At 75.2% G+C, this 13,666-nt stretch carries 11 protein-coding genes, 1 pseudogene and 1 riboswitch; of the genes and pseudogenes, 11 read left to right on the top strand and 1 reads right to left on the bottom strand.

From position 1 onward, the window contains the following. Positions 1-44 precede the first annotated feature (44 nt). Positions 45-210: riboswitch (cyclic di-AMP (ydaO/yuaA leader) on the top strand. Between the two features lie 12 nt (positions 211-222). After that, positions 223-996, top strand: a complete 774-nt coding sequence (locus ACFOSY_RS11325) for a M23 family metallopeptidase (RefSeq protein ID WP_394306625.1) — start codon at positions 223-225, stop codon at positions 994-996. Positions 997-1,198: 202 nt separating this feature from the next. After that, positions 1,199-1,903, top strand: a complete 705-nt coding sequence (locus ACFOSY_RS11320; protein ID WP_394306624.1) for a GntR family transcriptional regulator — start codon at positions 1,199-1,201, stop codon at positions 1,901-1,903. A gap of 159 nt (positions 1,904-2,062) precedes the next feature. Here ACFOSY_RS11320 and ACFOSY_RS11315 read toward each other — a convergent pair whose 3' ends face one another. Beyond that, positions 2,063-2,344 (bottom strand): HPr family phosphocarrier protein, encoded by a 282-nt coding sequence (locus ACFOSY_RS11315; RefSeq protein WP_006136411.1) that lies wholly within the window; start codon positions 2,342-2,344, stop codon positions 2,063-2,065. A gap of 176 nt (positions 2,345-2,520) precedes the next feature. Here ACFOSY_RS11315 and ACFOSY_RS11310 point away from each other — a divergent pair, with 176 nt between their 5' ends. The 9 genes and pseudogenes from ACFOSY_RS11310 (at position 2,521) to ACFOSY_RS11270 (ending at position 13,665) form a co-directional block, all read left to right on the top strand. After that, positions 2,521-5,424: a bifunctional acetate--CoA ligase family protein/GNAT family N-acetyltransferase gene (locus tag ACFOSY_RS11310; RefSeq protein WP_394306623.1), complete on the top strand. Its 2,904-nt coding sequence runs from the start codon at positions 2,521-2,523 to the stop codon at positions 5,422-5,424. A gap of 51 nt (positions 5,425-5,475) precedes the next feature. Further along, on the top strand, positions 5,476-6,060 hold the full coding sequence (locus ACFOSY_RS11305; RefSeq protein WP_006136409.1) for a DUF5998 family protein: 585 nt from the start codon (positions 5,476-5,478) through the stop codon (positions 6,058-6,060). Continuing rightward, the gene (locus ACFOSY_RS11300; RefSeq protein ID WP_394306622.1) at positions 6,060-7,289 is read left to right on the top strand and encodes an alkaline phosphatase family protein; all 1,230 of its coding nucleotides are present in this window, start codon (positions 6,060-6,062) and stop codon (positions 7,287-7,289) included. The genes ACFOSY_RS11305 and ACFOSY_RS11300 overlap by 1 nt, the downstream gene beginning before the upstream one ends. A 45-nt stretch (positions 7,290-7,334) precedes the next feature. Then, a complete protein-coding gene (locus tag ACFOSY_RS11295; protein WP_006136407.1) occupies positions 7,335-7,985 on the top strand; it encodes a thymidine kinase in 651 nt (216 codons plus the stop codon). An 87-nt stretch (positions 7,986-8,072) separates the two neighbouring features. Beyond that, a pseudogene (locus ACFOSY_RS11290) lies at positions 8,073-8,145 on the top strand. Between the two features lie 108 nt (positions 8,146-8,253). Further along, a complete protein-coding gene (locus ACFOSY_RS11285) occupies positions 8,254-9,390 on the top strand; it encodes a gala protein (protein ID WP_394306621.1) in 1,137 nt (378 codons plus the stop codon). Next, positions 9,387-11,141, top strand: coding sequence for an ankyrin repeat domain-containing protein (locus tag ACFOSY_RS11280; RefSeq protein ID WP_394306620.1), 1,755 nt, complete (start codon positions 9,387-9,389; stop codon positions 11,139-11,141). The genes ACFOSY_RS11285 and ACFOSY_RS11280 overlap by 4 nt, the downstream gene beginning before the upstream one ends. Before the next feature lie 153 nt (positions 11,142-11,294). After that, positions 11,295-12,461: an AAA family ATPase gene (locus ACFOSY_RS11275; protein ID WP_394306705.1), complete on the top strand. Its 1,167-nt coding sequence runs from the start codon at positions 11,295-11,297 to the stop codon at positions 12,459-12,461. A 10-nt stretch (positions 12,462-12,471) separates the two neighbouring features. Further along, complete coding sequence (locus ACFOSY_RS11270; protein ID WP_394306619.1) at positions 12,472-13,665, top strand: vWA domain-containing protein; 1,194 nt, start codon at positions 12,472-12,474, stop codon at positions 13,663-13,665. Position 13,666: the final 1 nt, after the last annotated feature.

The raw sequence follows: 13,666 nt of genomic DNA, 5'->3' as shown, positions 1-13,666 counted from the left end.
TCGTGCGGGCTGTTCGTCGGGCAGTGCGCCGCATCCGCGGCACCGGACAGTCATCGCCGAGTCCCCGTACGGCGCGAGCCAGGGGAGCCGGGGACCCACATGAAGTCCCTGGGGTGAATCGGGCGCCCGCGCGTGTCGCGAGGGGGCCCGTAGGAGACCTTCCTGCTCCGAACCCGTCAGCTAACCCGGTAGGCGAGAGGGAAGGAAAGGACCAGCTTGTACATGGCGTTCACGCGCGCCACCGGGAAGCACCGTCGTCCCACCAGCAGCCGTCGCGGCACCGCCCGTGCCGCCGGCGTCGCGGCCCTCGCGGGCAGCGGCGTCGTCGGCTCCCTCGCGGCCCCCGCGCTCGCCGCCGAACCGGCCGCGGCCCGCACCGGCCTCACCCCCGTCGTCACCCTCGGCGACGTGGCCGCCGACCGCATCGACGCCCAGGCCGCCGCCCAGCACGAGGCCGCCCGTGTGGCCGCCGAGGCGGCCGCGCGCAAGGCGGCCGAGCAAGCCGCCCGTGAGCGGGCGGCCGAGGAGGCCGAGAAGGCCCGCGCCGAGCAGGAGCGCGCCGCCCGTGAGGCCGAGCGCAAGCGCCTCAACACCTTCGTCTCCCCGATCCCCGGCTCGTACGTGTCGACCGCCTACCAGAGCGGCGGCGCCATCTGGTCGTCCGGCAGCCACACCGGGATCGACTTCCACGCCGCCTCCGGCACGCCCGTCCACTCCGTCGGCGTGGGCACCGTCGTCGAGGCCGGCTGGGGCGGCGCGTACGGCAACCAGGTCGTCATCAAGATGCACGACGGCACGTACACCCAGTACGCGCACCTGTCGTCGATCGCGGTGTCGGTGGGCCAGGAGGTCGCCGCCGGCGAGCAGATCGGCCTGTCCGGCGCCACCGGCAACGTCACCGGCGCGCACCTCCACTTCGAGGCGCGCATGTCCGCCGAGTACGGCTCCGACCTCGACCCGGTCGCCTACCTCCGGTCGCACGGCGTCACCATCTGAGGCGCGCCCTCCCGCCCTCCGGGCCCCGGCTCTCACGAGAGCCGGGGCTTTCGCCGTTTTCGGACCCGTCCGTCCGGGCGCGGGCTGTCCAAAATTCATGTATGGATTCCGGGCCCCCGTCGGAAATTGTCGCCGATTGCAATAGAGTCACGAACGGACGTCAATCGTCGACGTTTCACGGGGATTAAGCCGGAGGTCGGTCATGCGTATTCCCGCGCACTCGGTGTGCACGGCGATCCGGGACGACATCGTCGCCGGTGTCCACGAGCGCGGGGGCCGGCTCACCGAGGAACTGCTCGCCCGCCGCTACGGGGTCTCCCGCGTCCCCGTCCGCGAGGCGCTGCGCACGCTGGAGGCGGAGGGGTTCGTGGTGACCCGGCGGCACGCGGGCGCGTGCGTGGCGGAACCCACCGAGCAGGAGGCCGCCGACCTGCTGGAGATGCGCCGGCTCCTGGAGCCCCTCGGCGCCTCCCGGGCGGCCCAGCGGCGCACCGACGCCCATCTGAAGGTGCTGCGCGGCCTGGTCAGGCTGGGACAGGAACGCGCACGTCAGGGCAACAGCGACGACCTGCGCTCGCTGGGCGGCTGGTTCCACGAGACGCTCGCGCAGGCGTCCGGCAGCCCGGCGCTGACGTCGATGCTGACCCAGCTCAGGCACAAGATCGCCTGGATGTACGCGGTCGAAGGCCCGCCCGACCCGGTCGCGTACTGGGCGGAGCACGGCGCCATCGTGGACGCCGTGGCGCGCGGCGACGGCGAGCGGGCGCGGGCCCTCACGGCGCTGCACACCGAGCAGGCGAACGCCGGGCACCGGCTGCGGTTCGGCTCGGGCGCGGAGCGCGCCGTCCGCGCGGACCGTGTGAGGAACTCGCAACATCCCGTAAACATGACGGGCCTGCGCCATTAACACGCGTCCCGTATACAAAGAGGGCGGAATTCGCGGGGGACTTTTTCCGCTGCCCGGAAATGGGGGAACGGTAAAGGCCCGTCCGGTGATCCGGACGGGCCTTTCCGTGTCTTTCGGTCTCTTTCCGTGCCGCACGGCCGTGACGTGCGGAATGCGGATTCAGACGGTCTCGGGGAGTTCCTCGAGACCCTCGGCGACCAGCTTCGCCAGACGGTCCAGGGCGGCGTCCGCGCCCTCGGCGTCGGAGGCGAGGACGATCTCCTCACCGCCCTGGGCGCCCAGGCCCAGGACGGCCAGCATCGAGGCCGCGTTGACGGGGGTGCCCCCGGCCTTGGCGATCGTCACCGGGACGCCTGCGGCCGTGGCGGCTCGGACGAAGATGGAGGCGGGGCGGGCGTGGAGACCCTCGGCCCAGCCGACGTTGACGCGGCGCTCAGCCATGTGTTGCTGCCCTTCGCTGTTCAGGGTTGTCTAGACCAGTCTTCCATATCGTGGCGCATGCCCGGAGCGGCGTCCGGGACGGCCCCCTGGGCCGCCTGGCCGCGGCCTCGGCCCGGCGGTCGTCCACCACAGACTGCCCCGCGCCGCCGCCGGACGCGAGCCGTACTCTGGGGCCCATGCACACCTCGTCGGACCGCCACGAGTACCCCGCCCACTGGGAGGCCGACGTGGTGCTGCGCGACGGCGGCACCGCACGCATCCGCCCCATCACCGCCGACGACGCCGAGCGCCTGGTCAGCTTCTACGAGCAGGTGTCCGACGAGTCGAAGTACTACCGCTTCTTCGCGCCCTACCCCCGGCTGTCCGCCAAGGACGTCCACCGCTTCACCCACCACGACTTCGTGGACCGGGTCGGGCTCGCGGCGACGATCGGCGACGACTTCATCGGCACCGTGCGCTACGACCGCATCGGTGCCGGCGGGCGGCCCGCGACCGGCGCGGAGGCCGACGAGGCGGAGGTCGCCTTCCTGGTGCAGGACGCCCACCAGGGCCGGGGCGTCGCCTCCGCCCTGCTGGAGCACATTGCCGCGGTCGCCCGCGAGCGCGGCATCCGCCGGTTCGCCGCCGAGGTGCTGCCCGCCAACACCAAGATGATCAAGGTGTTCACCGACGCCGGTTACACCCAGAAGCGCAGCTTCGAGGACGGCGTCGTGCGCCTGGAGTTCGGCCTCGAACCCACCGACCGCTCCCTGGCCGTGCAGTACGCGCGCGAGCAGCGTGCCGAGGCCCGCTCGGTGCAGCGGCTGCTCGCCCCCGGCGCGGTCGCCGTCATCGGCACCGGCCGCACCCCCGGCGGCGTCGGGCGCAGCATCCTCGACAACATCCGCGACGGCGGCTTCACCGGCCGCCTCTACGCCGTCAACGGGGCGCTGCCGGAAGGGCGGAAGGAGCTCGACGGCGTGCCCGCCTTCCGGTCGGTGCGCGACATCGAAGGACCTGTGGACCTCGCGGTCGTCGCGGTGCCCGCCGAACGGGTCCCCGAGGTGGTCGCCGAGTGCGGCGAGCACGACGTCCAGGGTCTCGTCGTGGTCTCCGCCGGCTACGCCGAGTCCGGCCCCGAGGGCAGGGAGCGCCAGCGGGCCCTGGTCCGGCAGGCCCGCAGCCACGGCATGCGGATCATCGGACCGAACGCCTTCGGCGTCATCAACACCTCGCCCGAGGTGCGGCTGAACGCCTCGCTCGCCCCCGACATGCCGCGAGCCGGCCGCATCGGCCTGTTCGCCCAGTCCGGCGCCATCGGCGTCGCGCTCCTGTCCCGCCTGCACCGGCGCGGCGGCGGCGTCACGGGCGTCACCGGCCTGTCCACGTTCGTCTCCTCCGGCAACCGCGCCGACGTCTCCGGCAACGACGTCCTCCAGTACTGGTACGAGGACGCCGACACCGACGTCGCCCTGATGTACCTGGAGTCCATCGGCAACCCCCGCAAGTTCACCCGCCTCGCCCGCCGCACCGCCGCCGCCAAACCGCTGGTCGTGGTGCAGGGCGCGCGCCACGGGGCGGGACCGCGCGGGCACGCCGTCCGCGCCACCCAGCTGCCGCACGCCACGGTCTCCGCCCTGCTGCGCCAGGCCGGGGTGATCCGCGTGGACACCATCACCGAACTGGTCGACGCCGGCCTGCTGCTCGCCCGCCAGCCCCTCCCGGCCGGACCCCGGGTGGCGATCCTCGGCAACTCCGAGTCCCTGGGCCTGCTCACCTACGACGCCTGCCTCGCCGAAGGGCTGCGCCCGCACCCGCCGCGGGACCTCACCACGGCCGCCTCGGCGGCGGACTTCCACGCCGCGCTCTCCCACGCGCTGGCCGACGACACCTCCGACGCCGTCGTCGTCACCGCCATCCCGTCGGTGGGCGAGGGCTCGGTCGGCGACGCGGCCCTGGCCGAGGCGCTGCGCTCGGCCGCCGCCGAGCAGCCGACCAAGCCGGTCCTCGTGGTCCATGTCGAGCTGGGCGGCCTCGCCGAGGCCCTGTCCGCCGCGACGAGCACCGCGCCCCAGCCGGGCGCCGCCTCCGGCCCGGTCCCGCCGGCCGGCGGCACACGGCCGGGGGAGCGCGCGGAAGCACGCACGGGGGAGCGCGCGGAACCACGCGCGGGCGCGGACGAGGGCGCCGAGGCGGACGACAAGGGCGCACGCACCCCCGTACCACCCCCCGAGGGCGCCCACCCCATCCCCGCCTACCCCGCCGCCGAGCGGGCCGTACGGGCGCTCGCGCAGGCCGTGGCGTACGGGCAGTGGCGGCGGGACGCCGTGGACCCCGGCAAGGTGCCCGAGTACGAGGACATCGACGAGCGGGGCGCCGCCGCCCTCGTCCACGGGCTGCTCGCCCGCGGCCAGGGCCTCACCCTCACCACCGAGGCCACCTGCGAACTGCTCGGCGCCTACGGCATCCACGTCCACCGCGCCCTGCCCGCGCCCACCCCGGACGCCGCCGCCGGGGCCGCCCGCACGCTCGGCTACCCGGTCGCCCTCAAGGCGACCGCCCCGCACCTCAGGCACCGCGCCGACCTGGGCGGCGTCCGCCTCGACCTGGCCGACGAGGACCAGCTGCGCCGGGCGTACGCAGAGCTCACCGAGCTGTTCGGCAGCCCGGAGGAGCTGCGCCCGGTGGTGCAGCGCATGGCCCCGCGCGGGGTGGACACGGTGGTCCGCGCGGTCATCGACCCCGCGGCCGGCGCCGTGCTGTCCTTCGGGCTCGCCGGGGCCGCCTCCCAGCTGCTGGGCGACATGGCGCACCGCCTGATCCCGGTGACCGACCGGGACGCCACCTCGCTGGTCCGGTCGATCCGCACCGCCCCGCTGCTGTTCGGCTGGCGCGGCTCGGCGCCCGTCGACACCCCCGCGCTGGAGGAGCTGCTGCTGCGGGTGTCCCGGCTCGTCCACGACCACCCGGAGGTCGTCGCGGTCACCCTGGAGCCGGTCGTCGTCGCCCCGCACGGCGTCAGCGTCCTGGGCGCCTCCGTGCGCCTCGCGCCGCCGCCGGCCCGCGACGACCACGGGCCCCGGACCCTCCCCGCGTACTGACCATGGGCGAGCGGTGCCTCGCAGTCAGCGGCCCCCCGTAGGATGGGCGTCATGGCCAAGACCAGTACGACGACCCAGGGGCTGCGGGCGGCGATCGAGCGCAGCGGCTACTACCCGGCCCTCGTGGCCGAGGCGGTGGAGGCCGCCGTGGGCGGCGAGCCCGTGCGGTCGTACCTGGTCCATCAGGAGACGACGTTCGACCAGAACGAGGTGCGGCGGCACGTGACCGTGCTCGTCCTCACCGCCAACCGCTTCATCGTCAGCCACACCGACGAGCAGGCCGCGGACAGCACGTCCCCGGCCCCGTACGCCACCACGTCCACCGAGTCGGTCAAGCTCGGCCGGATTTCCTCGATCGTGGTCAGCCGCGTGGTCGCCAACCCGGAGTCGTACACCCCGGGCACCCTGCCGCGCGAGATCGTGCTCACCATCGGCTGGGGCGCGGTCTCCCGCATCGACCTGGAGCCGGCCGCCTGCGGCGACCCCGACTGCGAGGCCGACCACGGCTACACGGGCAGCTCGACCGCCGACGACCTGAGCCTGCGCGTCAGCGAGGCCGGCGACGGCCCGGAGACCGTGCGCCAGGCGCTGGCCTTCGCCCAGGCCCTGTCCGAGGCGACCGCGGACCCGCGCTGATGGCCCACCCCCCGCCCGCCGCCCCCGACCGAGGACCCTTGGCACCCGACGCCTGGGACACCCACCCGGAGCCCCTCCCCGTCGGCTCCGCGCCCGTCCCGGCCTACGGCACCGGCTCCCTGGCCGACCTGCTGCCCACCCTCGCCGCCGGCCTCGGCGTCCCCGGCATGACCGCGGGCATCGGCGAACTGACCCCCGCCGACCGCAACTGCGTCTTCCTCATCGACGGCCTCGGCTGGGAGCAGCTCAAGGCCCACCCGGAGGAGGCGCCGTTCATGACGTCCCTGCTGTCCTCCTCGCGCGGCGGCACCGGACGCCCGATCACCGCCGGATACCCGGCGACCACCGCGACCTCCCTCGCCTCCGTCGGCACCGGCCTGCCCCCGGGCGCCCACGGCCTGCCCGGCTACACCGTGCGCGACCCGGACACCGGCGAGCTGATGAACCAGCTGCGCTGGCAGCCCTGGACCCCGCCGGGCGCCTGGCAGCCGTACCCGACCGTGTTCGAACTGGCGCACCGCGCGGGCGTGCACGCCGCCCAGGTGTCCTCCCCGACCTTCGCCAACACCCCGCTGACGAAGGTCGCGCTGAGCGGCGGCGTCTTCCAGGGGAAGCTGTCCGGCGAGGACCGCATGGACGCCGCCGCCGCGCAACTGGCCGCCGCCGACCGCGCGCTGGTCTACACGTACTACGCCGAGGTCGACGGCGCCGGCCACCGCTTCGGCGTCGACTCCGACACCTGGCGCGGCCAACTCATGTACGCCGACCGCCTGGTGCAGCGGCTCGCCGAGCAACTCCCGCCGCGCAGCGCCCTCTACGTCACCGCCGACCACGGCATGGTCGACATCCCCTTCGACGAGACGCACCGCATCGACTTCGACGAGGACTGGGAGCTCAAGGCGGGCGTCGCCCTGCTCGGCGGCGAGGGCCGCGCGCGGCACGTGTACGCGGTGCCCGGCGCCGCCGGTGACGTGCTGGCGTGCTGGCGCGAGGTGCTCGGCGAGCAGTTCTGGGTCGCCTCCCGCGACGAGGCGATCGCCGCGGGCTGGTTCGGGCCCGAGGTCGACGAGCGCGTCCACCACCGGCTCGGGGACGTGATCGCCGCCGCGCGGGACGACGTCCTCCTCGTCGCCTCCGAGCGGGAGCCCAGGGAGTCGGCGATGGTCGGCAACCACGGCTCCATGACCCCGGCCGAGCAGCTGGTCCCCCTCCTCGAAGTACGCTCCTGACGCGCTCCGCCTTACTGACCCCTGCCGAAAGGTTCCCGACCCCCCATGTCCGAGCTGGTGTTCTTCTGCGGAACGATGGACTGCGGGAAGTCGACCCTCGCTCTGCAGATCGAACACAACCGGTCGGCACGCGGCCTGGTCGGCATGATCTTCACCCGCAACGACCGGGCCGGCGAGGGCAAGCTGTCCTCCCGCCTGGGCCTGGTCACCGACGCCGTGGAGGTGGAGGACGGCGCCGACCTGTACGCCCACCTCGTCGACCACCTCTCGCAGGGCCGCCGCGCGGACTACGTGATCGCCGACGAGGCGCAGTTCCTGGCGCCCGAGCAGATCGACCAGCTCGCCCGCGTGGTGGACGACCTGGACCTCGACGTCTACGCCTTCGGCATCACCACCGACTTCCGCTCCAAGCTGTTCCCCGGCTCCCAGCGCCTGGTCGAACTCGCCGACCGGGTCGAGGTGCTCCAGGTCGAGGCCCTGTGCTGGTGCGGCGCCCGCGCCACGCACAACGCCCGCACGGTCGGCGGTGTCATGGTCGTCGAGGGCGCCCAGGTCGTCGTCGGCGACGTCACCGGGTCCGCGGACGAGATCGGCTACGAGGTGCTGTGCCGGCGCCATCACCGGCGCCGGATGACGGCCGCGACGGCGAGGGCGGCGGCGCTGTCGCCGGACGTGCTGCCGGTGTCGCCGGGCTGAGGACACGGCCCGCTCGCCGCCGCGCCCCACGTTTTCCAAACAAGTGATCGAAAAGCGCGCCCGGTCCCGCTATGATCTTCGCCAGGCAAGGCCGTAGCGCAGAGGTCGTCGCGCCCACGCATCAAGCTGGAGGACGTCGGTTCGAATCCGACCGGTCTTGCCGCCCTAGTCGTGGAGAAACGTCGACAGACGTCGGTCCGTCCCGGGCGGGCGGGGGCCGTGCCGCCCCCGGCGGACCGGACACCGGCGACGGACCGGTGGAGTGGTGATGACGCAGCCGACCCCCGTGCGCTGCCCCGCGATCGAGCACCCGGACGTCCCGGCCGCCGATCCCGCAGGCCTCGACCCGCTGCTGGCCAGGCTCGGATCGGACCGGGCGGTCGAGGACGACGAGGCGTTCCCGCTCGGCACCCTGCGCACGGACGGCCGCGTCGACCTGTGCAAGCAGGGACTCGGAGCCGCGGGCGCAGCCCGGCTCATGCCCGCCGCCGCACACTCCCCGCACGCCCGGCACGTCCTGCTCGGCACCAACGCCATCGGCGACGAAGGGGCGTTGACGGTCGCCCGCGCCCTCGCCGACGACCACGGCCTGCACACGCTCTACCTCGGCTGCAACCGCATCGGCCCCGACGGCGTCACCGCGCTCGCCGACGCGCTCAGCGCCGACGACACCGTCCGCGCCCTCTGGCTCAAGCGCAACCCCGTCGGCGACGACGGCGTCACGGCCCTCGCCGCGATGCTCCGCCGCAACACCGCCCTGCGCACCCTCGACCTGGTCAACACCGGCCTCACCGCGGCGAGTCTGCGTGTCCTGCTCGACGCCCTCACCGGCCGCCCGCACCCGGTGGAACGCCTCTTCCTCGGCGGCAACGGCCTCACCGCCGACACCGCCCCCCTGCTCGCGGCGCTCATCCGGGAAGCGGGCGTGCGCGAGCTGTACCTGCCCGCCAACCACCTCGGCGACCAAGGCGCCGCCGTGCTCGCGGCAGCCGCCGCCGGCTCCGGACACCCGGTGCGCCTCGGCCTGGGCGGCAACGGCATCGGTCCCGCCGGAGCACGCGCCCTCGCCGACGCCCTGGGCGGCATCGAGGCCCTCGACCTCGGACGGCCCATGTCGGAACGCAGCCTCGGCGCACCGCCCAACGCCACCGGCGACGACGGCGCCCACGCCCTGGCCTCCGCGCTCCCCGGCAGCCCCCTGCGCCGGCTGGAGCTGCGCCACACCGGCCTCACCGGACGCGGCGCGAAGTCCCTGCTGGCGGCCGTCCCGGACGACTCGCCCCTGGAGTACGTCGGCCTCGGTCCCGGGCTGCCCCGCAAGGTGAAGCGCTCCTTCACCCGGCGGCTGCGGCCCACGACCGCCGCCCACCCCGACCTGCGCGCGATAGGGAGCGTCTACCGGTGAGCCGCCGCACCGCACCCGCGTGCTTCTCGCTCGAGGAAGCGGCGAGCTGGCGCCGTGTCCGCCGGTACGCCGTGCCCCGCCACATGATCGAGCAGGCGGCCGAACGCCGCGCGGCGGGCGACTGGCGGGGCGCCTGCGCCGCGGCCCTGGTCGACGTCGACCTCGATCTGGCGGAGATCGCCGAGCACTGCGGCCACGACGTCGCCGCCGCGCTGGAGGACGACCTGCGGCACCTGGTCCCCGACCTGCTGCGCTGGCACCTGCCCCGGATGCTCCACGGCTGGACCACCCTCGACACCGACCGCGCCGTGGTCCTCGCCCGGTACCGGCCGGTGCGGCCGGACGAAGGCCCGCGCTCCACGCCGTACCTGTATGTCGACACGCCCCCGATGCGGCAGGGGCCGCAGCGGGTCACCCTGCGGTTCGGCACGCTCATGGACGAGGCGCCGGCCGGGGTCTTCGGCTCCATGACGGACGACTGGCGGTACGCCCGGCACCTGTGGGACGCGCGGCACACCGCCGGCCTCCGCGAGCACGCGGGCGGACCCGGACGGCTCCCCTTCTTCGACGCCGAGGGCCGACCGCTCGCCCCGGACGCGCTGCCCTCCTCGGACCCGGGCCCCGGTGACGCGGCGGCCCGCGCCGAGTGGGTGACGCTGCTGCACGAGAAGGGCGAGGTCGCCGGGGCCTTCGCGGCGGCCGGGATCGACGCCGACCTGACGGCCCCGGCCACCGGCCCCCGTTGGTACCGCAGCGATCCGGCGGCGGCCGTCAGCAGGCTCGCGCTCGACCACACCCGCCTGGAAGGCGAGATCCGCCGGCTCCGCGGCGAGGGCGTCGGCGACCGCTTCCTGATCACCGCCGACTGGCGCACCCATCTCCTGCTGGAGCCGACGGCCACCGGCCTGGCGCTGAAGGCCGTGGACCGTGACGAGGTGGAGGGCCTGCCCCTGCTGCCCGAGGCGCTCTGGCGCAGGCTTCCCGACCTCGACCTGCTCCGGGTGGGCGGGATCGAGCCGGAGCATCTGCATCCGCTGGTCGCCGCGGCCCTGTTCCCCGGCGTCCGCCCCGGCGGCGGCATCGGCGGCCCGCCGGGCCCCGAGGCCCCGTCGCCCGTCCGGGTGCGCTGCCGGGGCGAGTGGCACGAGGTGGGCTTCCGGCCGGGCGGTCTGCTGCGCATGCCGCACAGCGACGAGGAGCAGCAGCGCGAGCGGGCCCTGCGCGCGTTCGGCGGCGACGTCGCCGGATGCTTCGCCGTGGAGCAGACCTGGGCGTCCGGCGAGGGCCGGCTGCCGAAGGCGCTTCGCGCCCAGCGCCGCGACCTGTACCTCCGCGCCCAGCACGGCGACACCGACGGCGTGGTCCGGCTTCTGGACATGGGCGTGGACCCCCGCGTGCGTGCCGCCTCCGGACGCTCCCTGCTGCATGTCCTGAACCTCCTCGACCACGAGCCGCTGCTGCCGCGGCTGCTTGCGGCGGGGCTCGACCTGGAGGCCCGGGACGCGGAGGCGCGGACCCCGCTGTTCGTGGCGGTCGCCGAGCGCGGCTCCCGCGCCCTCGTCGAGGCGCTGCTCGACGCGGGCGCCCGGATCGACGTCGAGGACCACATGGAGATGTCCCTGGCGCACGTCGCCCGCCGGTACCGCCGCGCCGACCTGTCCTTTCTCGAGAAGCGCGTACGGGAGGAGCACCCGGGCGCCGGGGCCGACTGGTGGGACGACCATATGGACAGCCTCGAGGACGACGAGTAGCGCGTCGAGCGCGACGGCCCCCGACCGCACCCGTCTCCCCGTGGGACGAGCCCGCCGAGTACAGCGAGGAACCCCGTCTTGACCACCGACCCCGCCTCCCGCACCGCGCCCGCCTCCCGCACCGCCCCGGCCTCCCGCACCGCCCTCGACCCGCTGGCCGCCGCCGACGCCCTCGTCGCCCGGCTGCGCGCCCGCCGCACCGAGCCCGTCGCCAGCTCGCAGCTGGAGGCGCTGGCCCTGGCGGTGACGGCCAACCAGCCCGTCCTGCTGTGGGGCGAACCCGGCATCGGCAAGTCGGCCGGACTGGAACAGCTCGCCGCCGGACTCGGCCTCCCGCTGGAGACGGTCATCGCGAGCGTCCACGAGCCCTCGGACTTCGCCGGGCTGCCGATCGTCGGGGACGACCCGGCGGCGACGGGCGTGCCCATGGCGCCGCCCGACTGGGCGGTCCGGCTCCGGGACGCCGGGCACGGGCTCCTCTTCTTCGACGAACTGTCCTCCGCGCCCCCGGCGGTGCAGGCGGCGCTGCTCCGCGTGGTGCTGGAACGCCGGGTCGGCAGCCTCGTCCTGCCCGACGCGGTGCGGATCGTCGCCGCCGCCAACCCGCCGTCGAGCGCCGCGGACGGCTGGCACCTCAGCCCGCCGCTCGCCAACCGTTTCGTCCACCTCCACTGGACCCACGACCCGGCCACGGTCGCGCGCGGCATGGCCGGCACCTGGCCGGAGGCCACGGTCCCCGTGGTCGACCCCGCCAAGGCCCCCGGCGCCGTGGCGCGGGCGCGCGGCGCCGTCTCCGGTTTCCTCACCGCCCGACCCGGCCTGGTCCACCAGCTGCCCGGCGACGCGGAGGCGCGGGGCCGCTCCTGGCCCTCCCCGCGCACCTGGGAGATGGCGCTGCGGCTGCTGGCGACGGCGTACGCGACCGGCGCGGGCCGTGAGGCGACGGCCGCCGCGCTCACCGGGGCCGTCGGGGACGGCGCGGGCATCGAGCTGCTGTCGTACCTGGAGCACCTGGACCTGCCCGACCCCGAGCGGGTGCTCGCCGACCCCGGCGCGTTCGCGCTGCCGGACCGCGGCGACCGGCAACTGGCCTTCCTCATCGCGGTGGTGGCCGCCGTCCAGAGCGACCTCACGCGGCCCCGCTGGGAGGCCGCCTGGGTCGTCCTGGCGAAGGCCGTGGACGCGGGCGTCCCGGACGTCGCCGCCCGTGCCGCCACCGATCTCGCGCAGATGCGCCGGCTGGACTGGCCCGTACCGCCGGGCATCGACGCGTTCCTGGACCTGCTGCGGCTGTCCGGCGCCCTGCCCGGCGGCCGGTGAGGCGTACGGCATGACGGGATCCCGCGGCCGCCTGGACCGCACCAAACTGCTCGCCGCCCGCTACCGCGCGGCGCAGGACCGCCCCTACCTGGCGTCGGCGCTCTACGCCCTCGGCATCGTGGCGAGCGACGAGGTGCCGACGATGGGCGTGGACCGGCACTGGCGCTGCTACGCGTCCCCAGCGTTCGTCGACGCGACGCCCGTCGAGGAGCTTGCGGGCGTGTGGATCCACGAGGTGGCGCACCTGCTGCGCGACCACCACGGCCGCGCCGGCCGGCTCCCCGCCGCCGACCAGCGCGACCACTACCGCGTCAACGTCGCCCAGGACTGCGAGATCAACGACGACCTCCTCGCCGACGGCCTGCGCCTGCCCGCCGGACGCGCGGAGCCCCGCGTCTTCGGCCTGCCCGACGGCCAGTTGTTCGAGGAGTACCTGCCGGCGCTGCCCCCGCACGTACGGGGACACGACTGCGGCTCGGGCGCCCACGGCATCCCCGCGCCATGGGAACTCCCGCCGGCCGAGGGCCCCGACGGGGTCGGCGCGGCCGAGGCGCAGGCGCTGCGCCGGCACACCGCCGAGGCGATGCGCGCCCACCAGCGCTCCCGCGGCACCCTGCCCAAAGGCTGGCAGCGCTGGGCCGAGCAGCTCCTGGAACCCACGGTCGACTGGCGGCAGGCCCTGTCCGGCGCGGTACGGGAGGCCGCGGCGTGGGCGGGCGGCGCCGTCGACTACACCTACCGCCGCCCCTCCCGCCGCACCCCGGCGCTGCGCGGTGTGGTCATGCCGAGCCTGCGCCGTCCCCTGCCCCGGGTGGCCGTGGTCGTCGACACCTCGGGCTCGATGGGCGACGCGGAACTCGCCGCCGCGCTGGGCGAGATCACGGGTGTGCTGCGCGAGGTCGGCGTACGGGGCAACCGCGTCACCGTCCTCGCCTGCGACGCCGACGTGCACGCCGTGTCGAGGGTGACGTCGACCGAGCAGGTCACGCTCGGCGGCGGAGGCGGCACGGACATGCGCGTCGGCATCGACGCCGCCCTCGCCTCGCCCGACCGCCCGTCGATCGTGATCGTCCTCACCGACGGTTACACCCCCTGGCCCGCCGAGACGCCGTCCTGCCGCCTGATCGCGGCCCTGATCGGCGAGGGCGCGCCGGAGCCGCCGCACTGGGTGGAGACGGTGCGGGTCCCGGCCGCCCCGGTCTAGG

The sequence above is a fragment of the Streptomyces lusitanus genome (assembly GCF_042647945.1).
In the GTDB taxonomy this organism is placed as follows: domain Bacteria; phylum Actinomycetota; class Actinomycetes; order Streptomycetales; family Streptomycetaceae; genus Streptomyces; species Streptomyces pseudogriseolus.
The sequence above is the reverse complement of the archived record's forward strand: the minus strand, read 5'-3'. Positions and strand labels throughout refer to the sequence as shown.

Coding starts and splice junctions, on each gene's coding strand:
- ACFOSY_RS11315 (WP_006136411.1), bottom strand. CDS start 2,344: ATGGCTGAGCGCCGCGTCAACGTCGGCTGGGCCGAGGGTCTCCACGCC.
- ACFOSY_RS11320 (WP_394306624.1), top strand. CDS start 1,199: ATGCGTATTCCCGCGCACTCGGTGTGCACGGCGATCCGGGACGACATC.
- ACFOSY_RS11270 (WP_394306619.1), top strand. CDS start 12,472: ATGACGGGATCCCGCGGCCGCCTGGACCGCACCAAACTGCTCGCCGCC.
- ACFOSY_RS11285 (WP_394306621.1), top strand. CDS start 8,254: ATGACGCAGCCGACCCCCGTGCGCTGCCCCGCGATCGAGCACCCGGAC.
- ACFOSY_RS11305 (WP_006136409.1), top strand. CDS start 5,476: ATGGCCAAGACCAGTACGACGACCCAGGGGCTGCGGGCGGCGATCGAG.
- ACFOSY_RS11325 (WP_394306625.1), top strand. CDS start 223: ATGGCGTTCACGCGCGCCACCGGGAAGCACCGTCGTCCCACCAGCAGC.
- ACFOSY_RS11310 (WP_394306623.1), top strand. CDS start 2,521: ATGCACACCTCGTCGGACCGCCACGAGTACCCCGCCCACTGGGAGGCC.
- ACFOSY_RS11300 (WP_394306622.1), top strand. CDS start 6,060: ATGGCCCACCCCCCGCCCGCCGCCCCCGACCGAGGACCCTTGGCACCC.
- ACFOSY_RS11295 (WP_006136407.1), top strand. CDS start 7,335: ATGTCCGAGCTGGTGTTCTTCTGCGGAACGATGGACTGCGGGAAGTCG.